The 26071-nt window shown below is 71.3% G+C and carries 24 protein-coding genes; 14 read left to right on the forward strand and 10 right to left on the reverse strand.

Features of this window, described 5'->3' with window-relative positions:
- The first annotated feature begins 25 nt into the window (after nt 1–25).
- Entirely contained in the window at nt 26–1477 is a 1452-nt protein-coding gene (locus tag BM362_RS36620; RefSeq protein ID WP_093576253.1) for a glutamate synthase subunit beta, read from the forward strand.
- Nucleotides 1478–1603: 126 nt separating this feature from the next.
- On the opposite strand, the gene BM362_RS36625 is transcribed toward BM362_RS36620, so the two are convergent.
- Together BM362_RS36625 and BM362_RS36630 are read right to left on the reverse strand one after the other, a co-directional pair.
- Nucleotides 1604–3250, reverse strand: coding sequence for an amidohydrolase (locus tag BM362_RS36625; protein WP_167545569.1), 1647 nt, complete (start codon nt 3248–3250; stop codon nt 1604–1606).
- 5 nt (nt 3251–3255) lie between these two features.
- The gene (locus tag BM362_RS36630) at nt 3256–4560 is read right to left on the reverse strand and encodes an MFS transporter (RefSeq protein ID WP_093576254.1); all 1305 of its coding nucleotides are present in this window, start codon (nt 4558–4560) and stop codon (nt 3256–3258) included.
- 98 nt (nt 4561–4658) lie between these two features.
- Between BM362_RS36630 and BM362_RS36635 the strand changes: the two genes are divergently transcribed.
- Nucleotides 4659–5534 carry a LysR family transcriptional regulator gene (locus BM362_RS36635; RefSeq protein ID WP_093576255.1) on the forward strand — a complete coding sequence of 292 codons (876 nt, stop codon included), beginning with the start codon at nt 4659–4661 and terminating at the stop codon, nt 5532–5534.
- A gap of 135 nt (nt 5535–5669) precedes the next feature.
- The gene (locus BM362_RS36640) at nt 5670–6908 is read left to right on the forward strand and encodes a hypothetical protein (protein WP_067582715.1); all 1239 of its coding nucleotides are present in this window, start codon (nt 5670–5672) and stop codon (nt 6906–6908) included.
- Here BM362_RS36640 and BM362_RS36645 read toward each other — a convergent pair.
- Nucleotides 6892–7356, reverse strand: coding sequence for a phage tail protein (locus BM362_RS36645; RefSeq protein ID WP_067583016.1), 465 nt, complete (start codon nt 7354–7356; stop codon nt 6892–6894). The genes BM362_RS36640 and BM362_RS36645 overlap by 17 nt on opposite strands.
- A 153-nt stretch (nt 7357–7509) precedes the next feature.
- Here BM362_RS36645 and BM362_RS36650 point away from each other — a divergent pair, with 153 nt between their 5' ends.
- Together BM362_RS36650 and BM362_RS36655 are read left to right on the forward strand one after the other, a co-directional pair.
- A complete protein-coding gene (locus BM362_RS36650; RefSeq protein WP_093576256.1) occupies nt 7510–8604 on the forward strand; it encodes a sensor histidine kinase in 1095 nt (364 codons plus the stop codon).
- A 2-nt stretch (nt 8605–8606) separates the two neighbouring features.
- Nucleotides 8607–9239 (forward strand): response regulator, encoded by a 633-nt coding sequence (locus BM362_RS36655; protein ID WP_425285756.1) that lies wholly within the window; start codon nt 8607–8609, stop codon nt 9237–9239.
- A 171-nt stretch (nt 9240–9410) separates the two neighbouring features.
- Here BM362_RS36655 and BM362_RS36660 read toward each other — a convergent pair whose 3' ends face one another.
- Both BM362_RS36660 and BM362_RS36665 read right to left on the reverse strand, forming a co-directional pair.
- The gene (locus tag BM362_RS36660) at nt 9411–10889 is read right to left on the reverse strand and encodes a cobyric acid synthase (protein ID WP_093576257.1); all 1479 of its coding nucleotides are present in this window, start codon (nt 10887–10889) and stop codon (nt 9411–9413) included.
- Complete coding sequence (locus BM362_RS36665; RefSeq protein ID WP_067582706.1) at nt 10886–11890, reverse strand: cobalamin biosynthesis protein; 1005 nt, start codon at nt 11888–11890, stop codon at nt 10886–10888. The genes BM362_RS36660 and BM362_RS36665 overlap by 4 nt, the downstream gene beginning before the upstream one ends.
- A 36-nt stretch (nt 11891–11926) precedes the next feature.
- Here BM362_RS36665 and BM362_RS36670 point away from each other — a divergent pair, with 36 nt between their 5' ends.
- From BM362_RS36670 to BM362_RS36685, 3 genes are all read left to right on the forward strand, one after another.
- Nucleotides 11927–12532 (forward strand): bifunctional adenosylcobinamide kinase/adenosylcobinamide-phosphate guanylyltransferase, encoded by a 606-nt coding sequence (locus BM362_RS36670; RefSeq protein WP_067582703.1) that lies wholly within the window; start codon nt 11927–11929, stop codon nt 12530–12532.
- Nucleotides 12533–12542: 10 nt separating this feature from the next.
- Nucleotides 12543–13556 carry a nicotinate-nucleotide--dimethylbenzimidazole phosphoribosyltransferase gene (gene cobT, locus BM362_RS36675; RefSeq protein WP_067582701.1) on the forward strand — a complete coding sequence of 338 codons (1014 nt, stop codon included), beginning with the start codon at nt 12543–12545 and terminating at the stop codon, nt 13554–13556.
- Between the two features lie 487 nt (nt 13557–14043).
- Nucleotides 14044–14799 (forward strand): adenosylcobinamide-GDP ribazoletransferase, encoded by a 756-nt coding sequence (locus BM362_RS36685; RefSeq protein WP_244287403.1) that lies wholly within the window; start codon nt 14044–14046, stop codon nt 14797–14799.
- Nucleotides 14800–14853: 54 nt separating this feature from the next.
- On the opposite strand, the gene BM362_RS36690 is transcribed toward BM362_RS36685, so the two are convergent.
- Nucleotides 14854–15090: a hypothetical protein gene (locus tag BM362_RS36690; protein WP_093576259.1), complete on the reverse strand. Its 237-nt coding sequence runs from the start codon at nt 15088–15090 to the stop codon at nt 14854–14856.
- Between the two features lie 469 nt (nt 15091–15559).
- Between BM362_RS36690 and BM362_RS36700 the strand changes: the two genes are divergently transcribed.
- Complete coding sequence (locus tag BM362_RS36700) at nt 15560–16759, forward strand: hypothetical protein (RefSeq protein WP_244287404.1); 1200 nt, start codon at nt 15560–15562, stop codon at nt 16757–16759.
- On the opposite strand, the gene cobC is transcribed toward BM362_RS36700, so the two are convergent.
- The 4 genes from cobC to BM362_RS36720 are packed head-to-tail and all read right to left on the reverse strand — an operon-like array spanning nt 16737 to nt 21694.
- Entirely contained in the window at nt 16737–17762 is a 1026-nt protein-coding gene (cobC, locus tag BM362_RS36705; protein WP_067582695.1) for an Rv2231c family histidinol phosphate aminotransferase CobC, read from the reverse strand. The genes BM362_RS36700 and cobC overlap by 23 nt on opposite strands.
- Nucleotides 17755–19107, reverse strand: coding sequence for a cobyrinic acid a,c-diamide synthase CobB (locus BM362_RS36710; protein ID WP_093576261.1), 1353 nt, complete (start codon nt 19105–19107; stop codon nt 17755–17757). Before BM362_RS36710 ends, cobC begins: the two co-directional genes overlap by 8 nt.
- Nucleotides 19101–19715 carry a cob(I)yrinic acid a,c-diamide adenosyltransferase gene (gene cobO, locus BM362_RS36715; protein ID WP_093576262.1) on the reverse strand — a complete coding sequence of 205 codons (615 nt, stop codon included), beginning with the start codon at nt 19713–19715 and terminating at the stop codon, nt 19101–19103. The genes BM362_RS36710 and cobO overlap by 7 nt, the downstream gene beginning before the upstream one ends.
- Nucleotides 19715–21694: a putative cobaltochelatase gene (locus BM362_RS36720; protein ID WP_093576339.1), complete on the reverse strand. Its 1980-nt coding sequence runs from the start codon at nt 21692–21694 to the stop codon at nt 19715–19717. Before BM362_RS36720 ends, cobO begins: the two co-directional genes overlap by 1 nt.
- A gap of 70 nt (nt 21695–21764) precedes the next feature.
- Between BM362_RS36720 and cbiE the strand changes: the two genes are divergently transcribed.
- The 5 genes from cbiE to bluB are packed head-to-tail and all read left to right on the forward strand — an operon-like array spanning nt 21765 to nt 26044.
- Complete coding sequence (cbiE, locus tag BM362_RS36725) at nt 21765–22913, forward strand: precorrin-6y C5,15-methyltransferase (decarboxylating) subunit CbiE (protein WP_093576263.1); 1149 nt, start codon at nt 21765–21767, stop codon at nt 22911–22913.
- Entirely contained in the window at nt 22910–23671 is a 762-nt protein-coding gene (cobM, locus tag BM362_RS36730; RefSeq protein WP_093576264.1) for a precorrin-4 C(11)-methyltransferase, read from the forward strand. The genes cbiE and cobM overlap by 4 nt, the downstream gene beginning before the upstream one ends.
- Complete coding sequence (locus tag BM362_RS36735) at nt 23668–24678, forward strand: Gfo/Idh/MocA family protein (RefSeq protein WP_093576265.1); 1011 nt, start codon at nt 23668–23670, stop codon at nt 24676–24678. The genes cobM and BM362_RS36735 overlap by 4 nt, the downstream gene beginning before the upstream one ends.
- Nucleotides 24675–25403 (forward strand): cobalt-precorrin-6A reductase, encoded by a 729-nt coding sequence (locus BM362_RS36740; RefSeq protein ID WP_093576340.1) that lies wholly within the window; start codon nt 24675–24677, stop codon nt 25401–25403. Before BM362_RS36735 ends, BM362_RS36740 begins: the two co-directional genes overlap by 4 nt.
- Complete coding sequence (gene bluB / locus BM362_RS36745) at nt 25400–26044, forward strand: 5,6-dimethylbenzimidazole synthase (protein ID WP_067582680.1); 645 nt, start codon at nt 25400–25402, stop codon at nt 26042–26044. The genes BM362_RS36740 and bluB overlap by 4 nt, the downstream gene beginning before the upstream one ends.
- Nucleotides 26045–26071: the final 27 nt, after the last annotated feature.

Consider the following 26071-nt stretch of genomic DNA (forward strand, 5'->3'; position numbering starts at 1 on the left):
ATCCCGCAGAACACGGAGGCCGCACATGGCTGACCCCAAGGGCTTTCTGACCACCACGCGCGAGGAACCCAAGCGGCGTCCGGTGGACCTGCGGCTGATGGACTGGCGAGAGGTCTACGAGGACTTCGCGACGACCAAGCTGGAAAAGCAGGCCGGGCGCTGCATGGACTGCGGAATCCCGTTCTGTCACCAGGGCTGTCCGCTCGGGAACCTGATCCCGGAGTGGAACACGCTGGTGTGGCGTGAAGACTGGCAGCAGGCCGCGGACCGGCTGCACGCCACGAACAACTTCCCGGAGTTCACCGGCACGCTGTGCCCGGCGCCGTGCGAAACCGCGTGCGTGCTCGGCATCAACGACGACCCGGTGTCGATCAAGCGGGTCGAGATCTCGATCATCGACCGGGCCTTCGAGGAAGGCTGGGTCACGCCGCAGGTTCCGGTCGCGAAGACGGGCAAGAAGGTCGCCGTCGTCGGGTCCGGTCCGTCCGGGCTGGCCGCGGCGCAGCAGCTGACCCGCGCGGGCCACACTGTCGTGGTCTACGAGCGCGCGGACAAGATCGGCGGGCTGCTGCGGTACGGCATTCCCGAGTTCAAGATGGAGAAGTTCCGCCTCGACCGCCGCCTCGACCAGATGCGGGCCGAGGGCACGGAATTCCGGACGTCGGTGAACGTCGGCGTGGACGTCACCGTCGAGCAGCTGAAGTCCGGCCACGACGCGGTGGTGCTGGCGGGCGGCGCGACGGCGTGGCGCGACCTGCCGATCGAGGGCCGTTCGGCCGAGGGCGTCTACCAGGCGATGGAGTTCCTGCCGCCGGCCAACCGGGTCGCGGCGGGAGAGCTTGAGGAGTCGCCGTACTCGGCCAAGGGCCTCGACGTCGTGGTCATCGGCGGCGGCGACACCGGCGCGGACTGCGTCGGCACGGCGCACCGGCAGGGCGCGAAGTCGGTGACCCAGCTGGAGATCATGCCGAAGCCGCCGGAGTCGCGTTCGGACGCGCACCCGTGGCCGACGTATCCGATGATCTACCGGGTCACCTCCGCCCACGAGGAGGGCGGCGAGCGGCTGTACTCGGTCAACACCCAGGAGTTCCTGTCCGACGAGGACGGACGGGTGCGTGCGCTGAAGCTGGTCGAGGTGCGCAACGAGGGCGGCAAGTTCGTGCCGGTCGAGGGCACCGAAACCGAGCTGCCCGCGCAGCTGGTGCTGCTGGCGATGGGTTTCCTCGGCCCGCAGCGCGAGGGCCTGCTGACCGAACTGGGCGTGGAGCTGGACCAGCGCGGCAACGTCGTGCGGGACAAGAACTTCCAGACCACTGTGGACAATGTGTTCGTGGCGGGCGACATGGGCCGCGGGCAGTCGCTGATCGTGTGGGCGATCGCGGAGGGCCGCTCGTGCGCGGCAGGCGTGGACGCCCTCCTGACCGGCCGGGGCGTGCTCCCGGCCCCGATCGCGCCGACGGACCGGCCGATCTCCTGAGGACTCGGAGCGGGCGCGTCAACGTCGCCGCGCCTGCTCCGTTCAGTTTCGGGATCAGCGCGGCACTGCCGCCGCGCTGGCCCCGGCTGCCGGGCGGGTGCGACAACGACGTCGCACCCGCCTTTCTTATTTCGCGGCCCCGTCGTTGTAGACGACCTCGCCGCCCACCACAGTCGCGCCGACGCCGATCTCACCGATCTTCGCCGAGTCGACCGCCAGCAGATCGTCGCTCAACACCGTGAAGTCGGCGAGCTTCCCCCGGCTCAGCGTGCCCTTGACGGCCTCCTCATGCACCGCGTACGCCGAACCGACCGTGTACGCGCGCAACGCCTCCAACGCAGTCACCGCTTCCTCCGGCGCGATCGGCTGCCCCGACGCGGTCCGGCGGTTGACCATGTCGTGGATGCTCAGCAACGGCGACGCCGCGACCACCGGAGCGTCCGTACTGCCCGGCAGCACCACCCCGGCGTCGAGGAAGCTCCGCATCCGATACGCCAGGCGACTGCGTTCCGGGCCAAGCGCGGCGAGGAGCCCATCGCCGATCTCGGACAGGAAACGGCCCTGGGGCACGGGAATCACCCCAAGCCGAGCGATCCGAGCGACAGCGGCGTCATCGGCGACCGCGCAGTGTTCGATGCGGTGCCGGACGTCCTCGCGCGGGTACTTCTGCTGAGCTTCCTCGTACGCGTCGAGCACGGCTCCGAGGGCCGCGTCGCCGATCGCGTGCGTAGCGATCTGCCAGTGGCACCGGTGGGCTTCGAGGATGTAGCGGCGCAGTTCGTCCGGTTCGAACAGCATCAGCCCCTGGTTGCCGGGGGTGTCCTCGTACTCGCAGCACATCGCGGCGGACCGGCCGATCAGCGAACCGTCGGAGAGGATTTTGACCGGGCCGATGCGCAGCCGGTCGTCGCCGACGCCGGTGCGCACGCCGAGGTCGAGCCCGAACCATTCACCGCCCGGTTCAAACGGGCCGCAGTCGCGCAGTGCGGTGATGTAGGGCATCACTGTCATCCGCACGCCCAGCTGGCCGCGTTCCCTGGTGCGCTGGAAGGAATCGAGGTCGGCGCGGCCATGGCCGATGCCCTCGACGGTGCCGATGCCGGGTTCGGTGACGCTGGTCAGGCCGTCAGCGAGGGCGGCGTGCGCGCCCGCGGCGATGTTGGCGATGACCTCTTCAGTCGGCTCGGGGCGCAGCAGGCGATCGACGAGGACGGTCGCGCGTTCCTGCAGCAATCCGGTGGCGCGGCCGTCGTCGTCGCGCACCACGGTGCCGCCCGGGACATCCGGTACGCCCAGCCGGTCCGGATATCCGGCCAGGGCGAAGGCTTCGGTGCTCGCTACGGCCATGTGCCGCGACGTGTGCGCGAGCCAGACCGGCCGCCCTCCGGCGGCGCGGTGCAAGGCTTCGGCGGTGGGGTGCGCGCCGATCTTGTTCTGGTCGTAGCCCGCGCCGGTGACCCAGGCGCCGGCGGGCAAGGTCGCGGCTCGTTCCGCCACCGCGCGGTAAAGCGCGTCGAGGGTCGGCGCGGCCTCGGCGGAGACGTCCAGTTCCCGGATCAGCTTGCCGCGCATGCTCAAGTGGTGATGCGCGTCGTTGAGGCCGGGGACGACCGGCGCGCCGCCGAGGTCGACCACCACGTCCGCGGCGAGACCGCGGACCTCGTCGTCGAATCCGGCGATCCGGCCGCCGAGCACGCCCAGCGCGGTCGCTTGCGGACGGTCCCGGTCCAGCGTGGTAAATCGTCCATTGTGGAACAACGCATCGAGACGCACTGGGCTCATCCTTGTCGGGTCAGGGTTTTCTCGGAGTCGGCGACGGCCGCGGTTCGGCGGGCGAGCGCCAGGACGCAGGTCAGCGTGAGCGTGAGCAGCACGACGTGGTAGATGACGACCGGCCAGATCGCGCCGTGCGTCGCGTTGAGCAGCGCCTGCGCGATGAACGGCGTGGTGCCGCCGAAGATGGTGCTGCACAGCTGGTAGGACAGCGAAATTCCGGTGTAGCGCAGGTGAATCGGGAAGCCGCGGGTGAGGAATCCGGCGAGCACCGCGTAGTAGCCGGAGCCGCATACGGTCGCGACCGCGATGCCGGCGAAGGCCAGCCCCGGGTTGCCGGACGCGATCAGCAGGTACATCGGCACGGTCACCACGATGTTGCAGCCCAGCGAGACCGCCATGAACCGGGTTTCGCCGACGCGTTCGGCGAGCCGCGCCGCGACCGGCTGCCAGCAGAACTGCACCACGGACGCGCCAAGCAGCACGTACAGCATGGTCTGGCGGCCGATGCCGAGTTCGTTCGTGGACCAGGCGAGGACGAACGTGTTGCTGAAGTACGCGGCCGCGATGCCCATGATGCTCGCGCCGATGCCGAGCAGCACGGTTCGCCATGCCGTCCGCAAGACCTCGGCCAACGGCACCTTCGCGACGGCAGCTTTCGCCTTGGCCCGCACGAACTCCGCCGGTTCCTCGACCTTCAGCCGGATCAGCAAGCCCAGCGCGACCAGCACCCCGGACAGCAGGAACGGCACTCGCCAGCCCCAGGTCAGGAACTGCTCGTCCGGCAACGCGCTCACGGCGAGAAAGACCACTGTGGACAGAATCGACCCGGCGGGCGAGCCTTGCTGGGCGAACATGGCGAAGTACGACCCGCGTCCGGCGGGCGCGTTCTCGGCGGCGAGCACGACCGCGCCGCCCCATTCCCCGCCGACCGCGACGCCTTGCACCGCGCGCAGTGCGACGAGCAGCAACGGCGCGGCGATGCCGATCTTGGCGTACGTCGGCAGCAGCCCGACCGCGAAGGTCGCGAAACCCATCAGCAGCAGCGTGCCGACCAGCGTGTTCTTGCGCCCGACCCGGTCGCCGAGGTGCCCGAACACGATCCCGCCCAGCGGCCGGGCGAGAAAGCCGACCCAGAACGTGCCGAACGCGGCGAGCACGCCGGTCGCCGGGTTCAGCCCGGGAAAGAACAGCTTCCCGAAGACCAGCGCGGACGCGGTCCCGTACAGGTAGAAGTCGTACCACTCGATCGCCGTCCCGGCGAAGGAGGCGAGCGCGGCCCGGCGGCCGATGGCGGTCTGGTGGTTCACGGGCAACTCCCTGGCGGCGGTGTTCCTCAGAGTCTTCGTCCCGGGACCTATGCTGTCCAATACCTGTCCGGACCCATTCCGATACCTCGGAGGCATAAGTGGAACTGCGCGTAGTGCGTTATTTCCTCGCCGTCGCGCGGGAAGGCTCGGTCACCGCCGCGGCGCGCGCGGTGCGGGTCGCGCAACCGTCGCTGTCGCGGCAGCTTCGCGCGCTGGAAACCGAACTCGGAGTGGCGTTGTTCTCGCGATCGCCGGGCTCGCTGACCCTCAGCGCGGCAGGCACCCGGTTCGTGCCGATCGCCCAGGACCTGGTGCGCCGGGCGGAGGAGGCGGGCGCGGTGATGGCCGCGATCGGCCGCACCGAGGACACCCCGCTGACGCTCGTCGCGCCGCCGAGCACAGTGGACAGTCTGCTGGCGCCGTTCATGGCCACCGGCAAAGCCGGACCGGTGCTGCGGGACGCCTTCCCGGTCCCGCCGGACCAGGTTTTCGACCGGCTCCTGCACAGCAGCGCCGACCTCGGCATCTCGACGTCCCCGCCGCCCGCGCAGCTGGAAACCGCCGCGCTGGGCCGGGTCCTGGTCAGCGCGCAGGTCCGGCCCGGCCACCGCTGGTACGCCGCGGAGTCGATCCCGCTGCCCGAGCTGGCCACCGAGCCGTTGCTGGTGATGAACCGCAGCAACGCCGCGCGCCTGGTCGTGGACGAGGCGTTCCACCGCGCCGGGCTCGTCCCGTCCGAACTGAACGAGACCGGCTCCCCGAGCATCGCCCAAGCCCGCGCCGCCGGCCGCGGCGAGGTGTGCCTGGTGACCGACCTGGTCCGGTTCGGCCTGCGCTCCGTCCCGATCGAAACCCCCGGCGGGAGGCTGACAGTGCCGCTGTACGCCGGGTGGCGGCGGGATCACTACGCCCGGCCGTCGATTCTGGCGTTGATCGAAGGGTTACGGGAGTTTCGTGGCGCGTCGGGCACCTGAGGGGCAACGGGGTCTGCCCGGCTGGCGCGGCGGCGACGCGGGCGACCGCCGCCACCAGCACCGCACCCCCGTGCGCTCCACTTCTTCACCCGACTCGGTGACCCGGCGCCCCGATCCGTGCTAAACAGTGCGGCGATGGGAAAACTGACCCGCCGGGCCCGGGCCACGGCCGACTATCTCTTCTTCGTCGGAGCCGGGGAATGGCCGGTCGCCGTGTCCGCGCTCGGGGTCGTGCTCGGCGCGGTCACGATCCTGCCGAGCGCGTTCGGCGTCGCCGTGTCGGTTATCGCGCTCCTGCTCGGCCTGCTGACCCTCGTACGCGACATCCGCTTGCTGCGGAAACGGTGGGCCGGCTACGAGTTCACCGCGATCGTCGCGCCGTTCCCGATCGCCGACACCCCGCCGCCGCATGCCTATCCCGACGCGCAGTACCTGGCGGTTCCCTCCCGTGGCACCGCATTGGTCAGCGACGCCATCGACGCGTCGCTCACCGAAACCGCCTTCAGCGTCACCGTCGCCGAGGATCCCTACCGGCTGCCCGCGAAGCTGAAGGCCACCGCGCCGCACGTGCTGCCGTTGCGGGCTCGCGGCCGGTTGCTGTTCAACGGCCCGATCGTCGGCATGCGCGGCGAACCGCTGCCGGTCGCCGGAGCGCGTCCGGCGCCGATCGTCCTGCATCGCGCCCGGTTCTTCGACGCGATGTGCAGCAACGAACTGGCGTCCCTGCGCATCACGAACTCCGCCGACGGCCACGAGTACGACCTGCGCAACGAGGAGCTGACCGACTCCTCCGGTGCGCTGAGAACCCTCGCCGCGAGCACGCTCGCCGATCTCGTCGGCGTCTCCACGATCGCGTTCACCTCGGACGGCCTGCTCGTCGTGGTCCGCCAGTCGGCCCGCAACTCGGCCAGCGGGCTGCTGCTCGCGCCGTCCGGAAGCGGCAGCCTGGAACCGCGGGATCTTCTTACCCCGCAGGGAGGAACCCGCCGGACCCTGCACACCGCGGTGTGCGCCGGAATGGAACGCGAACTGTGCGAAGAGGCGGCCGTCCGGCCCGACGAGATTTCCGGGACGCGGCTGACCGGCTTCGCCCGCTGGCTCGAACGCGGCGCGAAACCGGAGTTCTTCGGCGTGACCCGGCTGTCGGTCGACAGCACCGAACTGACCAGCCGCCGCACGAAGGGCGCGGAACGGCTTTACAGCTCCGGAGTCACCTTCCTGGAGATCGATCTGGCCGCGCTAGGCCAGGAACTGACCGACGGCGTACCGGTGGCCGAAGCGAACGCACTGCCGTCCCGGCTGCGCGACGACAGTTCCCTGCCGCTGCTGCTGTGCCTGCGCAGCGCGGCGCTGCGGTTCAGTACGCGTTCTTGATGACGAAGTAGGACCCGCGGATCGTCCCGGCGAGCTTCGACTTCTGGCGCGCGAACTTGAACTTCCCGTCGAGTTCCCCCGGGACGTCCATCCCGTCGGAAAGCTTGAACCCGACGGCCCGCTTGCCGCCCTCCGCAAGGGTGTACATGACGTTGACCGACAGGCCGCTCTCGTAGAACACGTAGGCGATCCGGATGCCCTCGACCTCGAACTCGGTCGCCTCAAGCGGCCGCGAGGAAATGACGAGATCGCGTTCTTCCCGGAGAATCCGGTGCACCCAGCCGACGATCTCCGGGACCTCGGCCGCGGGCTCGACGGTGAACACGTGGCCGTACTTGTTCTTGAAGTAGCGCGCCTCGTTCGCCCGCAGTCCGGCGAGCGCGTCCGCGACCGGGGAGGACTCCAGGCCGGCTGTCGACACGGCGGCGAAATCGACGGCATAGGACATGTTCCGCACTCCCGGGCTGGGTTTGATCGCGACGCTCGGCAGAATACCCGGGGAAAGCCCTTCGGCAACCGGAGCGCGGCACCGTCCGCCGAACCCCGATTTCCCTCGAAGACGCCCAGTGGGGGAATTTCGCGCAGGGCTTACGGTGACGGGGTGCGCACCCACCTGATCGACCTGGCCGTGGCGCTCGCCGTGCTCGGCCTGACGCTGGCCGGCGACCTGCCGGACGCGGACCACCCGTGGTTCTGGCCGGCCGCCGTCGCGGTGATGTTCCTGGCGGTGTTGCTGCGCCGCCGGTTCCCGCTGCCCGCGATGCTGGTCTCGGTCGGCGTCGCGCTGGCCACGCCGCCGCTGTGGGGCACCTCCGTCACTCTTTACACGGTCGCTTCGCTGCGCGGGCTCCGCTGGCCGACCGCGGTCGCCGTGCTCGCGGAAACCGGGCTGGTGGTGTCGTTCTCCCGGCCGTCGCGCCTGCCGGACTGGAAGACGTTCGGGCTCGCCCTGGTCATGGAGGTCGTCGTCCCGGTGCTGGCCGGGCTCTGGATGCACCAGCGCGCGGCCTTGCTCGCGGCCCTGCGCGAGCGCGCGGAGCAGGCCGAACGCGAGCGCGACCTGCTCGGCGAGCGGGCCGTGACGGCCGAGCGGCGGCGGATCGCGCGCGAGATGCACGACGTGGTCGCGCACCGGGTCAGCATCGTCGCGCTGCAGGCGGGCGCGCTTTCCGTGCGGGCCAAGGACGACGAGACCGCGCAGCTCGCCGAGGTGATCCGCGAATCGGGTTCCGCCGCGCTCGACGAATTGCGCGGCATCCTGAAGGTGCTCCGCGACGACGGCCCGGAGCCGCGTTCGCTGCCGGATCCGACGCTGGGCGGGGTCCGCCAGCTCGCCGACGACCTCGCCGCCGCCGGTGCGCGGGTGCGCGCCAGCCTGCCGGAACCGATGCCGGACGTGCCCGATCCGATCGGGCGCGCGGCGTACCGGATCGTGCAGGAAGCGCTCACGAACGCGGCGAAACACGCGCCGGGGACGGCAATCGAGGTGCGCCTGTCCGCTTCCGACGACGACCTGGTGGTCGAGGTGGCCAACCCGCTCGCCGATTCGTCCGGGCTGCCCGGCGCGGGCTACGGCGTGATCGGCATGCGCGAGCGCGTCACGCTGACCGGCGGAACGCTCCGCGCCGGTCCGGGCGGCGCGGGCAGTTACCGGGTGCGGGCCGCGTTCCCGTTGCGAGCGGAGGAATCGTGCTGAAAATCCTGCTGATCGACGACGAGGTGCTCGTGCGCAGCGGCATCCGGATGATCCTGGAGTCCGATCCGGGGATCGAGGTGGTCGCGGAAGCGGGCGACGGCCGCGAAGCGCTCGCGCTCGTCCGCGAGCACCGTCCCGACCTGGTGCTCACCGACGTGCAGATGCCCGAGGTCGACGGCCTGGAGGTGACCCGGCTGGTGACCGCCGAACCGGACGCGCCCGCAGTCGTCGTGCTGACGACGTTCGACCTGGACGAGTACGTGCACGAGGCGCTTCGCCGCGGTGCCACGGGTTTCCTGCTGAAAGACACCCCGCCGCGCGAGCTGGTCACAGCGATGCACGTGGTGGGCAGCGGCGAGGCGATGCTGTCGCCGTCCATCACCCGGCGGCTGCTGACGCACTTCGCCACCGCCGCCACGCCGACGCCCGCCCGCGCCCGGCTCGAACCGCTGACGCCGCGCGAACGCGAGGTCGCGGTGGCCGTCGCACAGGGTTCGAGCAACGCCGAGATCGCCCGCGGGCTCGGCCTCAGCGAGGCGACCGTGAAGGTCCACTTGGGACGGATCATGGCCAAGACCGAGGCCGCGAACCGCACACAGGTCGCGATTCTGGTGCACGACGCCGGGCTCGCCTGAATCGTCGTCCCGCGCCGGGTGCCCCGGGTTCTGTGCTCGACGCCGGATCGAGGGCCACTTCCGGAGGGAACCCCATGCCGCCGCCGAAACCGGCCGGCCCGAGCTGCTCGCCCGGGCAGCACGCGGTGTGCACCGGCTTTCCCGCCACCGGCCGGGTCGTGCACTGACCGGTCAGGGCGCGCCCGGCGGCACGAACGGCAATCCTCCCGGCGCACCCGCCTCCGCGAGCGCCATCAGCATCCCGGTGTCCACTTCGGACTGGATCGCGTCGGCCAGCCGGTCCAGCATGTCCTCGCGCAGGTCCGCGAACCCCGGCGCACCCTCGGCCGCCTGCCATTCGATGCCCGCCTGCGCCGCCGCTTCGGCAAGCCAAGCACGCCGGAACCCGTCGTTTTCCATGGCGCCGTGCCACGTCGTGCCCCAGACCGGACCGACGCGGTAACCGTCCAAAAACGACTCCGCGTCCGCCGGGCCTGCGCTGCCGTGGTGGATCTCGTACGCGTCCACGCGATGCCCGCGCCATTCGCCGGCCGGACGGCCGAGCACCTTCTCCGCCGAGAACGTCACGCGCGTCGGCAAGAGCCCAAGTCCTTCTACCAGACCAGCCCCGGATTCGACATCGTCCTCAATGGACTCCGCGAGCATCTGGTACCCGCCGCAAATCCCCAGCACCGGACGCCCGGCCGCGGCCCGCGCCGTCACCGCGTCCGCCAAACCCCTGCCGCGCAACCACTTCAGATCGTCCACAGTGGCCCTCGAACCCGGCAGCACGACCAGATCCGCCGCGGCGACGGTATCCGGATCGGCAGTCAGGCTCACCGTCACACCGGGCTCCGCCGCGAGTGCGTCCACGTCGGTGGCGTTGGACACCCGCGGGAACCGCACGACCGCGACGCGCAACCCGCGTTGAGCGGCCTCGTGCCGCCATCCGGCCGCGGCGAGGGCGTCCTCGGAGTCGATCCACACGCGGTCCAGCCACGGCAGCACGCCGAGCACCGGCCGTCCGGTGACCTTCTCCAGACTGTTCAGACCAGGCCGCAGCAACCCGGCGTCGCCGCGGAATTTGTTCACCAGCCAGCCCGCGACCAGCGCCTGGTCCTCGGCCGACAGCAACGCGAGCGTGCCGAACATCGCCGCCAGCACCCCGCCGCGGTCGATGTCGCCGACGACCAGCACCGGCAGCGAAAACCGCCGGGCCAGACCCATGTTGACGTAGTCGCCGGAACGCAGGTTGATCTCCGCCGGACTGCCCGCGCCCTCGCAGACGACCAGGTCGCACCGTTGCCGCAGTTCGGCAAACGCGCTGAAGGCGATCTCGGCGAGCCCAGCCCGTCCGGTGGCGTACTCCCCGGCTTCGAGGGTGCCGTACGGCTTGCCGAGCGCGACGACGTGACTGCGCCGGTCGCTGCCCGGCTTGAGCAGCACCGGATTCATCGCCGCTTCCGGCTCCACCCGCGCGGCCCGCGCCTGCAGCCACTGCGCGCGGCCGATCTCCGCACCGTCCGCGCAGACCATCGAGTTGTTCGACATGTTCTGCGCCTTGAACGGGGCGACCCGCACTCCGCGCCGCGCGAACCAGCGGCAGATTCCGGCGGTGACCAGGCTTTTCCCGGCGTCGGAGGTGGTCCCGGCGATCAGCAGCCCGCTCATCCCGCCACCGTAATGCCCGCGGCGGCCGGTCCGGCGGGCCGCCCCGCGCTCCGCGGCCCGCCGGACCGGGCCACCGCGATCCCCGCCGCGACCGCCAGCGCCGCCGCCCCGACCAGCCGCGACAACCGCACCGCCCGGCGCAGATCGCTCGCCCCCGGCGGACGTCCGTCACCCAGCGTGCTCCGCCGCTCGGCCTCGCCGTGATACGTATTCGTGCCGCCGAGCCGGATGTCCAGCGCCCCGGCGAAAGCAGCCTCGACCTGTCCCGCGTTCGGGCTCGGATGCGCACTCCCGTCGCGTCGCCAAGCCCGCCAGGCCGACCGGGCGTGTCCGCCGGCGAGCGGCGCGGTCACCGTCGTCAGCACCGCGCCGACGCGCGCCGGCACCAGATTGGCCCAGTCGTCGGTGCGCGCGGCGAACCAGCCGAAGTCGCGGTGCCGTGCCGAGCGGTAGCCGACCATCGCGTCGAGGGTGTTCACCGCGCGGTATCCGAGCAGCCCCGGCACGCCCGCGACCGCGCCCCACAGGAGCGGCGCGACGACCGCGTCGGAGGTGTTCTCGGCGATCGATTCGGTGGCCGCGCGGGTCAGCTCGGCCGCGTCGAGGCCGGTGGCGTCGCGTGCGCAGAGGTGGCTGAGCCGCTTCCGGGCGGCGGGCAATTCACCCGATTCGAGTAATCGCGCCATTTCGCGCCCCTCCGCGGCGAGCCCGCGACCGCCCAGGACGGCCCACGTCGCCGCGGCAGTCAGGACAAACTGGACACCTGGCCGGTTCCGGGCCGCTCTCTCAGCGAGGATTCCGAGCCCGGCCGCCGACCCCGCGCAGACCGCCGCGTACGCCGCCCCGCGCGGCTTGGAATCGGCCCACCACCAGCGTTCCAGCTGGCCAGCGGCGGTGCCGAAGGCCGCGACCGGATGTCCCCGGCGCGGATCGCCGAACCAGGCGTCGGCGGCGTATCCGGCGATCAGCCCGGCCGCGGTGACGGCTTGTCGGAGTGGCACGTGGCGAACCGTAGCGCTAGGGAGAGAATGCCGGGTATGACCAAGCTGACGCACCGGCTCGCCGGGTCTCTCGAAACCCTGGCGCAGGCCCTCCGCCGGTACGGACGCGACGACGGCAAGGTGCTCGTTCTCGGCGGGGTTCGCTCGGGCAAGTCGAGGCACGCGGAGCGGCTCGTCGCGCACCACCCCCACCTCGTGTACGTCGCTCCCGGGCTGCCCCCCTCGGCCGACGACCCGGAATGGGCCGCCCGCGTCGAGGCGCACCGGGCCCGCCGCCCGCACCACTGGACGACGGTCGAGACCACCGACCTGGCGACCGTGCTGCGCAACGCGACGAGCCCGCTGCTGATCGACTGTCTCGGGACCTGGCTGTCGCGGGTCCTCGACGAGGTCGGCGCGTGGTCGGGCAAAACCGGCTGGGAGCGCAGACTGGACGACCGGCTGGAGGATTTCCTCGCCGCGTGGAGCCAGGCCCGAGTGCCGATCGTCGCGGTCAGCAACGAAGTCGGCAGCGGTGTGGTGCCCGCAACGGTGTCCGGGCGGCTGTTCCGTGATGTGCTGGGCGCACTCAACAACCGGGTGTCCGCCGACAGCGACCGGGTTTCGCTCATCGTCGCCGGGCGGGCGCTCGACCTTCCGTGAGGAGCCAGCCGTGCCGAGTTACGCCATCCCCGTCCCGGACGCCGCCGCCCGCGCCGCCGCCTTGGAGCGGCTGGACGGCCTGGTCAAACCGGTCGGCTCGCTCGGCCGGCTGGAAGAACTCGCGGCCTGGCTGAGCGCCGCGCACGGGGTGGTCCCGCCGCGCCCGCTGGACGACGTCCGCGTGGTCGTCTTCGCCGGCGACCACGGGGTGTCGGCGCAGTCGGCGTATCCCCGCGAGGTCACGGCGGCGATGGTGCGCGTGTTCCTGGCCGGGCGAAGCGGGGTAACGGTCCTCGCGGCACAGGTCGGGGCTTCTGTGCGGGTAGCCGACATCGCCGTCGACTGGGACGCCGCGGACGTTCCCGCCGAAGTCACCGCGCACAAGATCCGCCGCGGTTCGGGCGCCATCGACGTCGAGGACGCTTTGGCTCCCGGCGAGGCGCTCGCGGCTTTTGAGGCGGGCCGTGCCATCGCCGCTTCGGAGTCCGCTGCGGACGTTCTCATCCCGGGCGACATGGGTATCGGCAACACCACCGTTTGCGCCGCGGTCGTGGCTTCGGCCCTTGGCCTGCCCGCGGCGGAAGTCGTGGGCACCGGCACCGGGGTGTCCGGTGAGGCTTTGGAACGCAAGACCTCGGTGGTCGCCGCTGCTGTGTCGCGACGCCCCGTGACCGATCCCTTCGACCGCCTGACCGCCCTCGGCAGCGCCTGCCTCGCCGCGACGGCCGGGTTCCTGGTGGAAGCGGCCGTCCGGGGCATCCCCGTGCTGCTGGACGGCATCTTCTCCGCGACGGCGGCGTTGGCGGCCCGGGACATCGCGCCGGGCGCGGAGCAGTGGTGGCTGGCTGGCCATCGTTCGACGGAGCCGGCGCAAGCGTTTGCGTTGAAGGCGCTGGGGTTGACGCCGATCCTGGACCTGGGTTTGCGGCTCGGCGAGGGCAGCGGCGCGGTGCAAGCGGTGCCGGCCCTGCGGGCGGCTCGTGCGGTGATCGCGGAGATGGGTTTGCTGGCGGACCTCGGGTGACCGGCGTGCAGGGTTCGCCCGGGGATCGGTTCGAGGCTTGGTCCCGCGAGGGCTCCGCGGTTCAGCACAGGGCTCGTTCCTCGGCTCGGCTCGAGGTGGGGTCCGGCGGCCAGCCCGAAACCCGGATCGTGGCCCGGCTCGGAGTTCGGTTCCGGGTGGGAGCCAACGACGTTCAGCCGGCGGCTCGATCGACGGCTCGATCGACAGCACCGCCGACGGCTCGGCCGACAGCTCAGCCGGCGGCTCGGTGGGCGGCTCAGCCGACAGCACGGCTGGCGGCTCAGCCGACAGCACGGCTGGCAGCACGGCCGGCGGCTCAGCCGACAGCACGGCCGACAGCTCAGCCGACAGCACGGCCGACAGCTCAGCCGACAGCACGGCCGACAGCTCAGCCGACAGCACGGTCGGCGGCACGGCGCGCCGAGGACCGCCCCCATGCCACGTTGGGTGCGCTAAACGCACCCAACACCACGTCGGGGCGCAACCCGTGATCCCGTTCAGCGACGGCATCCGCCTGGCCGCAGGCACCCTGACCACCGTCCCGGTCCCCGCGCCGCGCACGATCGACCGGCGGGTCGCGGGGGTGGCGATGGTGCTCGGCCCGCTCGCCGCGCTCCCCCTCGCCGCGGTCGCGGGGCTCATCGTGGCGGGCGGGGTCGCGCTCGGGCTCCCCGCCCTGGCCGTAGCCGCACTGGCGCTGGGGGCGGTAGCCCTGGGCAGCCGCGGATTGCATCTCGACGGCCTAGCCGACACCGCCGACGGGCTCGGTGCCTCCTATGACCGCGCGAAAGCCCTCGACGTCATGCGCCGCGGAGACTCCGGGCCCACCGGTGTCGCGACGCTGCTCTTCGTCCTGCTCGTCCAGACCGGCGCGCTGACCGGCGCGATCGCGCACGGGCACGGGATCGCCGCCGCGATCCTGTCCGTCCTCTGTGGACGGTGCGTGCTCTCGCTGTGCTGCGCACGAGGGATCCCCTCGGCCCGGCCGGAGGGGTTGGGCGCGACGGTCGCCGGATCGGTCCCGGTCCTGGTGGCCGCGGTGGTGCTCGTGCTGGCGGCGGGATGTGCCGCGCTGACGCCGGGTTTTCCGTGGTGGCGCGGGGTTCTCGCGGTGGCGCTCGGGTACGCGGCCGCAGCAGTGCTACTGGCCCGGTGCGTCCAGCGCATCGGCGGAGTGACCGGCGACGTCCTCGGCGGTTGCGTCGAGGTGGCGGTCGCCGCGGCGCTACTGGCGACCGCCTGAATCAGCAAACGAAATCGCCGGCGCGTCCGGCAACGAGGTCGGGGCTTCGTCGACCTACCAGGCGTATTCCAAACCGGACAGCGCTCCCCAGCTGACCCACGCGAGGATCTCGCCGACATCCGCCACCCAGGCGCGCCGGGGGAACACACCGTTCAGCTCGCCGTCCGGGACGGCATCGGGCACCGTGAGGTCGACGCTCACCGAACCCGGAGCCCAGGCCGCGACGACTTCCGCCCGGTCTGCTTGCGCGAGCAGCACCGCGCGCTCATCCGAGTTCAGCGGCCGCGGCATACGAAGAACTCCTCGATCCACGCACTCTCCGCGCGAAGTCGTCGATCGCCGCGTCGGTCTCGGTGGCCGGACGCACGGCCCTGCGCGGCGTCGTCGATTGCCTGCCGGCCGTCGGAGGTTCGGCAGATCCGCAGCGACCACCGTGCTTCCAGCGAAAGCGACAGGAACTCGTGCCGTTCTGCCTCCGGGCCGGCCTTCCACATCCGCAGCGCCACGGCAAGTTCCGCCACCGGGAACGACTGCCAGGCGCCAACCGTCGACGACCTCCAAGTCGGCTTCCACGTCGACGAAGACGTCGCCCTCGCTCCGGTAATCCAGATCCGAGGTGTCGAAACGGGAGTACGCGAACTCCACCATCGCCCCCCACGGCCAAATCCCCCCAGAACACGGCCGGACCGTCCCAGGCTGCGGCGGGAGCTGAATCCGTGTTACCAAGGGAGTGCCCGCGACGTATGACCGAGGGGACCTCGTGGCACCCAGCTCGCCCGGATCCGCGCACCTTACCCGGCGTCGGCTGTTCCAGTTGTCCGCCGGTCTTCCGGTTCTCGCCACGGCTGCCTGCGGTTCGACGCCGGACAGCCCAGCTCCGAACCCCGCCGCACCCAAGCCGGACGGAGCGCTCGGAGCGAATTTCAACGCCGATCCGGACACCATGGGCTGGGACGAGCTCCGGCGATCCGGCACGAAGTGGGTGCGCGGGTTCACCGCGATGCCCGATCTGGACAAGCACGACGCCGCCGAAAACCCGACGATCAAGAAACTGCGGCAAGCGGCCGATCGCCAGTACGGCACTGTGCTGTCGCTCAAGTTTCCGTACTTTCCTGATTCCCGCAAACCGATTCCGCGGCCCGGAACCCCGGCGATGCAAGCCGATCTCGCGCGGGTCGGCAAAGTGCTGCCCGCGGTCATGGACAAGGTCGACATCCTGGTGATCGGCAATGAGCCGTTCATCGAATGCCCGCAGTCCGACTGGAACAACGGCGCGCTCAACGAATTCTACGAGACGGTCGCCGCGCACGTGATCAAGCAGCGCAAGGGAAAGACCGTCCTCTACATGGGCGCGCTCAACAATCTCGAAGATCCCCAGTGGACTGGCACCGGCACGGAACGCTGGATGGCCTACGTCCGCGACACGCCGGAGATCGAGGGCACCGACCTCCATCCGCACGTCGGCGCGCCGGACCAGGTTCGGGCGTTTCTCGATTACACCCTGCCCAGGCTGGGCGGCAAGAAGTTCCTCGTCACCGAGTTTTCGCTGGTCCAGCTGTGGAAGAAGCATCTCGCCGACCGGATCTCGGCCGAGTACGCGGGCAAATACCACGTGCCGAAGGACACCAAGGTCTGGCAGGTCATCCGCAACGCGCTGCACCAGCCGTTCCCCCAGGCGCGGTGGGACGATTTCCTCCGCACCAGCCCGTGGTTCGAGAACAACAAGGGCTTCCTCACCGACCAGATGACGAAGTTCCGCGCGACCGGCAAGCTCGCCCTCGCCGCCTACGGGATCGATCAGGGCATTGCCGCGCTCAACGGCGGGGACTTCGGACCGGATACCCCGCCGTGGCTCCTCAACAGCGTGTTCGCACGGGCGACCGTGCAGAAGAATCCCGACGGCACAGCAGCGCCGAATTACGCTTGGCTAGACGAATTCACCGTGCTCCAGAACCATTAGCCAGCGCGGCGAGGAAGGCGTCCGTCGTCGCGCGGTCGCGGACCGCAATACGCAGGTGGTCTGCGCCAAGACCAGGGAACGTGTCGCCGCGGCGGACGGCGTAGCCTGCTTCGCGCAGTCGCGATCGGACGTCCGCGCCGCCGGGGATTCGGACCAGCACGAACGGGCCGCGCGGGGTGCCGGGTACGGGAATTCCCAGTGCGGCCAAGCCGGATTCCAGGTAGTCGCGGTCGGCTTCCGCGGCGGCGGCCAGCTTTTCGGCCTCTTCCAGGGCGGCGGGGCGGCAGCAGGCGACTGTGGCCACAGCGGCCAAAGTGGACACTGACCAGGGTGGCTGTACCGCGCGCAAACGGGCGATCAGCGATGGCTCGCCGAGCACGTATCCGGCTCGCAGGCCCGCCAAGCCCCAGGTTTTGGTGAGGCTTCGCAGCACCACCACGCCCGGGATTCGTTCTCCGGCAAGGCTTTCGACTTCGCCGGGGACGGCGTCGAGGAAAGCTTCGTCCACCGCGAGCACCCGTCCGGGACGCGCCAGGGCCCGCAGCGAATCGGCGGGGTGCAGGACCGACGTCGGGTTGGTCGGGTTGCCGACGAAGACCAGGTCGGCCGAATCAGGGACCGCGGCGGGAGCCAGGCGGTAACCGTCCGCTTCGGACAGGATGACCCGGTCGACCGGGTGTCCGGCGGCGCGCAGAGCGGCTTCCGGTTCGGTGAATTGCGGGTGGACCACCACCGCGTGCTCAGCGGGAAGCGAAGCCAGCAGCGTGAACGCTTCCGCGGCACCGGCGGTCACCAGGACGTCGTCGAAATCCCGGCCGTGCCGGGCGGCGACGGCTTCCGCGGCGCGGGTTGGGTCCGGGTAGGCGGCCAGGTCGTCCAGCGCGGCGGCGAGTTCCGCACGCAGCCACGAAGGCGGAGCCGGGAGCCGGACGTTCACCGCGAGGTCGACGAGACCCTCGCCGACCTCGCGGTCGCCGTGGTGGTGGAGGTCGTAATCAGCCATGGACCGCTGCCAGGGAATGGGCGCGCACCCGCGAGGCGAACCGGTCCGCCAGTTCGGGATTTCCGGCCCAGTGCACGTGCAGGTAGGACGCGTGCAGGGAGGCCGAAGCGAACCCGTCCAGGCTGCGATCCCAGCCCCACGCGGCGGTTTCCCCGTGCGCGGGCGTGATTTCGGTGCGGTGGAATTCGTGCCCGGTGACCCGCTGCCCGGCCGCCGCGAGCACGTTGTCCGCGACCGAGACGGCCCGGCGGTAGCCGAGCTTCCCCCGCGACGTCATGGTCGCATCCGCGGCGATGGCGCCGACCATCGGCAGCCCGTCCAGCGAACGACACAGGTACAGCAAGCCCGCACATTCCGCGCTCACGGGCATTCCGGCGTCGATCGCCGCGCCGACGGCCGTCCGAAGTTCCACATTGGACGACAACTCGGCGGCGTGCACCTCCGGGAATCCGCCGCCGAAGTACAAACCGGCGCACCCCGCAGGCAAGGTCTTGTCCCGCAAGGGATCGATGTCCACGACGTCGATTCCGCGAGCGGCCAGCAGTTCGATGTTCTCGGCGTAGCGGAAGGTGAACGCCGGACCGCCTGCGGCGGCGAGGGTCGCACGCGGACCGGCCCACCCCGGACCGGCAGTCCACAACGGACCAGTCAGCGCGGGAGCAGTTCGAGCCACCCGCGCAATGGCTTCGAGATCGACCCCAGCGGCGACCCATTCCGCCAGTTCCGGCAGCAACCGCTGGGACTCCGCGGCCCGTTCGGCGGCCGGAACCAGACCGAGGTGCCGGCTCGGCGCATGCACGTTTTCGTTGCGCCGCAAGGCACCCAGCAACGGAACGCCGGTCGCTTCCAGTGCGGTGACGATCTCGTCCTCGTGCCGTTGCGAGCCCAGTTTGTTCAGGATCACCCCGGCGAGCCGGACGCGCGTGTCGTACTGCGCGAACCCCAGCACGGTCGCCGCGACGCTGCGCGAAGCCGCCGAAGCATCGACCACCAGCACGACCGGCGCGTTGAGCAACCGCGCGACATGCGCGGTCGACGCGTAGCCTTCGGTGCCCAAAGCGCCGTCGAAAAGGCCCATCACGCCTTCGATGACCGCGATGTCCGCGCCCGCGGAACCGTGGCGCAGCAACGGAACCAGCGTGTCCTCGCCTTGCAGGAACGGGTCCAGGTTACGCGCGGGCCGGCCGGTGGCGAGCGAATGGTAGCTGGGATCGATGAAGTCCGGGCCGGCCTTGTGCCCGGACACCGCGTGCCCGGCGCTGCGCAACGCGGCCATGAGGCCGGCCGCGATGGTGGTTTTGCCGTGCCCGGAACCGGGCGCGGCGATGACGACCCGTGCTACCACTCGATCCCCCGCTGGCCCTTCTGCCCGGCGTCCATCGGGTGCTTCACTTTCGTCATTTCGGCGACCAGATCCGCGGCCTCGACCAATTCCGGCGGCGCGTAGCGGCCGGTGATCACGACGTGCTGGTGCCCGGGCCGGGCGGCCAAAGCGGACACCACGTCGTCCACTTCGAGCCAGCCCCATTTGAGCAGGTAGCTGAATTCGTCCAGGACATAGAAATCGTGCGTTTCGGCGGCGAGCCTGCGTTTGATTTCCGCCCAGCCTTCCCGGGCGTTGGCGGCATGGTCCGCTTCGGAACCCGGCTTGCGCGACCAGCTCCAGCCCTCGCCCATTTTGTGCCACTCGACCGGACCGCCCTGCCCGGTGTCGTCGTGCAGCTTCCCGAGCGCCTTGAACGCGGCTTCCTCGCCGACGCGCCATTTCGCCGACTTCACGAACTGGAACACGCCGATCGACCAGCCCTGGTTCCATGCGCGCAACGCCATGCCGAAGGCCGCGGTCGATTTGCCTTTCATCTCGCCGGTGTGCACGGCGAGCAGCGGACGGTTGCGGCGCTGCCGGGTGGTGAGCCCGTCCTTCGGCACGACAGCCGGTTTTCCCCGCGGCATCAGGCAGCCCTTCCCGTCCGTTCGCGCACGGCCGAGGCCAGCGATTCAGCGGCCACATCGGACAGTGGCACGTGCTCGGCTCCCAGGCGGCCCGCCAGTTCCGCGGCCAGGCCGAGGCGCATCCGGCCGGTCTCGCAGTCCATCACGATCGTCGTCACGTCGGTGAGCAAACCCGCGGCGGCGTTGGCCCGCGCCACCGCGTCGGAACCGCTCGTGGCGCGGCCGTCGGTGACGAGCACCAGCAGCGGCCTGCGGCGCGGATCGCGGATCGCCTCGACCCGCAGCACCCGCGCGGCTTCCAGCAATCCCTCGGCCAGCGGCGTACGGCCGCCGGTCGGCAAGCCCTCCAGCCGGGCCGCGGCGGCTTCGACGCTGATCGTCGGCGGGAGCGCCAGCTCGGCGTCCGTGCCACGGAAGGTGACCAGACCGACCTTGTCCCGCCGTTGGTAGGCGTCCAACAGCAGGGACAGCACGGCGGTCTTCACTTCCCGCATCCGCGTCCGCGCGCCCATCGAACCCGACGCGTCCACGCAGAACAGCACCAGATTGCCTTCGCGGCCTTCGCGCAGCGCGAACCGCAGATCCGCGGACCGCACTTCGAGACCGGCCCCGGATCGGCCCCGCGCCTGCTGATGCGGTGCGGCGGCACGGATCGTCGCGACCAGATGCGGCCGCCCGTCCCGCACACTGGGCGGCTGCACGCCGATCGTCCGGCCGGTGTCGGTGATCGCGCGCGACCGACGGCCCCGTTCGCCCTCGCCGGTGCCCTTCACCCGGAACACCCGCGCACGAAAGGTATCCCCGGCGCCGACCGTCTTCTGCGGCGAAGACCCATTGCCCGAAGGCTCGGAAGGCCCGGAAGACGGAGCGCCCTCGGAAGGGCCGCCGTCGTCCGGAAGCGGCCCGCCGCCGTCCGGACCCGGCCCGCCGCCGGAAGGCCCGTCGTCGTCCGGTCCGTCCGGAGGCTGCGGCTGCGCATCCTCCAGCGCCTGTTCCAGCTGCTCCTCGGAAATCCCCGGCGCGTCGAACGGATTCCGCCGCCGCCGGTGCGGCAATGCCAGCCGCGCCGCGACCCGGATGTCCTCGGTGGTGACCTCGGCGCGCCCGGCCCACGCCGCGTGCGCGACCGCCGTCCGCGCCGTCACGATGTCCGCGCGCATGCCGTCGACCTCGAACGACGCGCACACCTCGGCGATCTGCTGCAGCGCCGCGTCCGGCAGCTTCACCGACGGCAGAAGCCGTTGCGCCGCCTCGATCTCCGCCGCCAGCGCCGCGTCCGCCGAGGCGTAGCCGTCCGCGAAACCGTCCGGATCCGCTTCGTAGGCCAGCCGCCGCCGGACGACCTCGACGCGCTGCTCCGGATCCCGGCTCGACGCGACCTCGACGGTCAGCCCGAACCGGTCGAGCAGCTGCGGCCGCAGCTCGCCCTCCTCCGGGTTCATCGTCCCGATCAGCACGAACCGCGCCGCGTGCGAAACGGAAACGCCCTCGCGTTCGACCGTCGCCCGGCCCATCGCCGCCGCGTCGAGCAGCGTGTCCACCAGATGGTCGTGCAGCAGGTTGACCTCGTCGACGTACAGCAGCCCGCGATGCGCGGCGGCCAGCAGGCCGGGCTGGTAGTCGGTGACGCCCTCGGCCAGCGCCTTCTCCAGGTTCAGCGAGCCGACGACCCGGTCTTCGGCCGCGCCGACCGGCAGTTCCACCAGCCGCGCCGGCCGCCGGTGCGCGGGAACGCCCGCCGCGTGCGGGCCGTCCGGGCACGCCGGGTCCGGGCTGACCGGGTCGCAGGAGAACCGGCAGCTGTCCACTACGTCGACGCCCGGCAGCAGCCCGGCGAGCGCGCGCACCATGGTCGACTTCGCGGTGCCCTTTTCGCCCCGCACCAGTACCCCGCCGACCGCGGGCGAGATCGAGGACAGGACGAGCGCCAGACGCAGGTCCGGCATCCCGACGACAGCGGTGAACGGATAGGGCTTCAAGAGCACTCCCTCGTGGGTCGGCGTCCGGCCGATCATCGCACAACGAGCCCCTCGCTTAGGGTGGGAAATCGTGCGCGAAGAATCACGCCTGACGGTGGTCGGGATCGGGGCCGACGGGTGGGCCGGGCTCACCCCCGAGGCCCGCGACGCCGTGCGGCAGGCGGACGTCGTGCTCGGCGCGGAACGGCACCTGGCGACCTTGCCCGAAGGCCTCCGCACCCGGCCTTGGCCGAGCCCGCTGCTTCCCGCGCTCGACGGGATCCTGGCCGAGCAGACCGGCCGGGTGTGCGTGCTGGCCAGCGGCGACCCCTTCCTCTCCGGCATCGCCACCACCCTCCGTGACCGCGGCCACGCGCTCGAAGTCCATCCCTCCGTTTCGTCAGTGACACTGGCTCGCGCACGGCTCGGCTGGTCGTTCGAGGAAACCGAGGTCGTGACGGTCGTCGGCCGCGCCGTCCACCGCGTCGCGCGAGCCCTGGCACCCCACCGGAAACTGCTGGTCCTGGGCGGCTCCGCGGCAGAATTGCGCGAGCTGCTCAAGGCCCGCGGGTACGGCGATTCCGCCCTCACCGCCTTGGAAAACCTCGGCGCGGACGACGAACGGATCTCCGACGGCTGGACCCGCGACCCCGGTCCGCTCACCGTGTTCGCCGTGCTCTGCGACGGACCCGGGCTCCCGCTCATCGGTCTCCCCGACGATGCCTTCGAGCACGACGGCCAGCTCACCAAACGCGACCTCCGCGCCTCCGCCCTCGCCCGCCTCGCACCGAACCCGGGCGAACTTCTGTGGGACGTCGGCGCGGGCGCGGGCAGCATCGGCATCGAATGGTCCCGCGCGCATCCGCTGAACCGCGCCGTCGCGATCGAACGCGACCCCGCGCGCGCCGAACGCATCCAGCGCAACGCCAATACCCTTGGCGTGCCGGAACTACAGGTGGTCACCGGTCCAGCACCCGAAGCGCTCGCGGGGCTCCCCCGTCCGGACGCGATCTTCGTCGGCGGCGGCCTGACCGTGCCCGGTGTCCTCGACAGGTGTGTCGAAACCGACGCCCGGATCGTCGCGCACGGTGTCACCCTCGAAGCCGAGCAGATCCTGGCCGCCGCGTACGCCCGGCACGGCGGGGAACTGCAACGGATCTCCGTGGAGCACGCGAAACCGCTCGGCGGGTACACCGGATGGACGCCGTCCCGAGCAGTCACGCAGTGGAGCTGGAAATGACCGTTTACTTCATCGGCGCCGGACCGGGCGCGGCCGACCTGATCACCGTGCGCGGCCGCGACCTGCTCGCACGCTGCCAGGTGTGCCTGTACCCGGGCAGCATGACGCCGACCGATCTGCTCGCCTACTGCGCGCCGGACGCCGAACGCGTCGACACCGCCAACCTCAGCCTCGACGAGATCGCCGCGAAACTGATCGAGGCGCATCGAGCCGGGCACGACGTCGCGAGGCTGTGTTCGGGCGATCCGTCGCTCTACAGCGCGGTCGCCGAGCAGGTGCGGCGGCTGGAACCGGAAGGCGTGCCCTGCGAGGTGGTGCCCGGGGTTCCGGCGTTCGCCGCGTCCGCCGCCGTGCTCGGCCGCGAGCTGACCGTCCCGAGAATCGGGCAGAGCCTGGTGATCACGCGCGCGCAGGCGAGGTCCACCGCGATGCCGGACGCCGAAACGCTGGAGAATTTCGCCCGCACCGGTACGACTCTCGCGCTGCACCTGGCGATCAACCACGTGGAGCGGGTCACCGAAGAACTCGCCGGGCACTACGGCGAGGACTGTCCCGCCGCCGTCGTCGCGCTGGCCAGCCAGCCCGGCGAGACGGTGGTCCGCGGCACCCTCGCCGACATCGCCGGTCAAGCGCGGGCCGCCGGAATGACCCGCGCGGCCACGATTTTCGTCGGCCGGGTCCTCGCCGCGGGCGGATTCCCGGACAGTTTCCTGTATTCGAGCACCCGGGACCGGGCGAGCCAACCGGAGTCGTTGTGACCGATCTGCGCTGGGGCCTGCTGGCCACCGGGACCATCGCCGCCGAATTCGCCGCGGGCGTCGAGCAAAGCCGTCACGGCGCGCTCGCCGCGGTGGCCTCGCGCACCGCCGAGCGGGCGCGCGATTTCGCGGCCAGGTACGAAATCCCGAAGGCGTACGGCAGCTACGAGGAACTCCTCGCCGAACCGGACGTCGACGCGGTCTACGTCGCCACTCCGCACGCGCAGCACGAGGAATGGGCGATCCGGGCCGCCGAAGCGGGCAAGCACGTGCTGTGCGAGAAACCGCTGACGCTCACCGCGCCCGACGCGGAGAAGGTCATCGATGCCGCGCGGCGCAACGACGTTTTCCTCATGGAAGCGTTCATGTACCGGCTGCACCCGCAGACGCGACGGCTGGTCGAGCTGATCGAGTCCGGCGCGATCGGCGAAGTCCGGGCTGTGGACGTCACGTTCAGCTTCGACTCCGGCGAGAACGACGCGGCCCGGCTCGGCGATCCCGCGCTCGGCGGCGGCGGAATCCTCGACGTCGGCTGCTACTGCACCTCGCTGGCCCGCCTGGTTTCGCAAGCCGCGACCGGAATTCCGGCCGTGGAGCCGACACGCGTCACCGGCATGGCACGGCTCACCGAGAGCGGCGTCGACGAGTTCGCGATGGGCCTGCTGCGCCTGCCCGGCGACATCATCGCGCAACTGTCCTGCGGTTACCTGCTCACGCAGGACGACCACATCCGGATCTACGGCACCGCCGGCCAGCTGTACGTGCCGAAGCCCGCGTGGATCCACGAACTGCGCACGCCGGGCGTTTCGACGATCGTGCTGACTCCGCCGGACGGCGAGCCCGAGGTCATCGAAATCGAAGCCACCCAAGGGGTTTACGCCCGGGAAGCGGACTACGTCGCCGCGCACGTCGCGGACCGGCAAGGACCGGAACTGGCCTGGGCCGAAACGCTCGCCAACATGCGCACCCTCGACCGGTGGCGCGCGGCCGTCGGGTACGGGCGATGACTGTTTTGGTCCTGGCCGGCACCGCGGAAGCCCGCGACCTCGCCGCCCAGCTGCACGACCGCGGCGTCCCGGTGGTCTCCTCGCTGGCCGGACGCGTGACGCGGCCGCGCCTTCCGGTCGGCGAAGTGCGGATCGGCGGGTTCGGCGGCGTCGAAGGCCTTACGGCCTGGCTGCGCGAAAACAGTGTCCAGGCAGTGGTCGACGCCACGCATCCGTTCGCCGAACGCATCGGCGCCAACGCTTTCCACGCCGCCCAGGCGGCGGGCATTCCCCTCTTGCGACTCGCGCGGCCCGGCTGGCAGCCGAGCGGCGACGACCGCTGGCACTGGGCCGCCGACCTCGAAGAAGCCGCCGCGCTCCTGCCCGGCCTCGGCACCCGCGTGTTCCTCACCAGCGGCCGCCAGGGCCTGGCCGCGTTCGCCGGCCTCGACCCGCTGTGGTTCCTGATCCGCTGCGTCGACCCGCCCGGCCAGCCGCTGCCGCGCCGGCACGAGGTGGTGCTCGACCGCGGCCCGTACCGCCTCGGCCGCGAACGCGCGCTGATGACCGAACACGACATCGACGTGCTGGTCACCAAGGACAGCGGCGGCGCGATGACGGCCGCGAAGCTGACCGCCGCGCGGGAACTCGGCCTGCCGGTGGTCGTCGTGCGCCGCCCGCCCCGGCCGTCCACTACGGAAACCGCGGACCCCGCCGCCGCGGTCGAATGGGTGCTCAACCGATGAATCAACTGTTCTACGACGTCCTGCACCGCCGCCGCGACGTCCGCGCCGAGTTCACCGGCGAACCGATCGACGACGCCGTCCTCACCCGGGTGCTCGAGGCCGCGCACGCCGCGCCGAGCGTCGGGATGAGCCAGCCGTGGGACTTCGTGCTCGTCCGCGACCCCGCCACGCGCGAGGAGTTCGCCCGCCACGTGCACGAGGAGCGCGACGTGTTCGCCCGTTCCCTCGACGGCGAGCGCGCGGAGACGTTCGCCAAGATCAAGGTCGAGGGCATCCGCGAATCGAGCCTCGGCATCGTCGTCACCTACGACGAGCAGCGCGGAGCCCCGGCGGTGCTCGGGCGGCACGCGATCGCCGACGCCGGGCTGTACTCGGTCTGCCTGGCGATCCAGAACCTGTGGCTCGCCGCGACCGCGGAGGGGCTCGGCGTCGGGTGGGTCAGTTTCTACCGCGAACCCGCGCTCGCGGACCTGCTCGGCATTCCCGCCGGGATCCGGCCGGTGGCCTGGCTTTGTATAGGACCGGTAACGAATCTGGCCGAGGTTCCCGACCTGGAACGGCACGGCTGGCGCGGCCGAGCGCCACTGGCCAGCGCGTTACACCACGAGCGGTTCACCCCGCGCGACGAGGGGTCAGCGTGAACCTGCCGGAGTGACCCAATAGATTTC

This window comes from Amycolatopsis rubida (assembly GCF_900115345.1).
Taxonomy (GTDB): Bacteria; Actinomycetota; Actinomycetes; order Mycobacteriales; family Pseudonocardiaceae; genus Amycolatopsis; species Amycolatopsis rubida.

Bases quoted from the DNA above. Each gene is read 5' to 3' on its own strand.
- bluB (WP_067582680.1), top strand. From the start codon at position 25,400: ATGAATCAACTGTTCTACGACGTCCTGCACCGCCGCCGCGACGTCCGC.
- BM362_RS36660 (WP_093576257.1), bottom strand. From the start codon at position 10,889: ATGAGCGGGCTGCTGATCGCCGGGACCACCTCCGACGCCGGGAAAAGC.
- cobM (WP_093576264.1), top strand. From the start codon at position 22,910: ATGACCGTTTACTTCATCGGCGCCGGACCGGGCGCGGCCGACCTGATC.
- BM362_RS36640 (WP_067582715.1), top strand. From the start codon at position 5,670: ATGGGAAAACTGACCCGCCGGGCCCGGGCCACGGCCGACTATCTCTTC.
- BM362_RS36690 (WP_093576259.1), bottom strand. From the start codon at position 15,090: ATGCCGCGGCCGCTGAACTCGGATGAGCGCGCGGTGCTGCTCGCGCAA.
- BM362_RS36645 (WP_067583016.1), bottom strand. From the start codon at position 7,356: ATGTCCTATGCCGTCGATTTCGCCGCCGTGTCGACAGCCGGCCTGGAG.
- cobC (WP_067582695.1), bottom strand. From the start codon at position 17,762: ATGGCTGATTACGACCTCCACCACCACGGCGACCGCGAGGTCGGCGAG.
- cobO (WP_093576262.1), bottom strand. From the start codon at position 19,715: ATGCCGCGGGGAAAACCGGCTGTCGTGCCGAAGGACGGGCTCACCACC.
- BM362_RS36620 (WP_093576253.1), top strand. From the start codon at position 26: ATGGCTGACCCCAAGGGCTTTCTGACCACCACGCGCGAGGAACCCAAG.
- BM362_RS36740 (WP_093576340.1), top strand. From the start codon at position 24,675: ATGACTGTTTTGGTCCTGGCCGGCACCGCGGAAGCCCGCGACCTCGCC.
- BM362_RS36670 (WP_067582703.1), top strand. From the start codon at position 11,927: ATGACCAAGCTGACGCACCGGCTCGCCGGGTCTCTCGAAACCCTGGCG.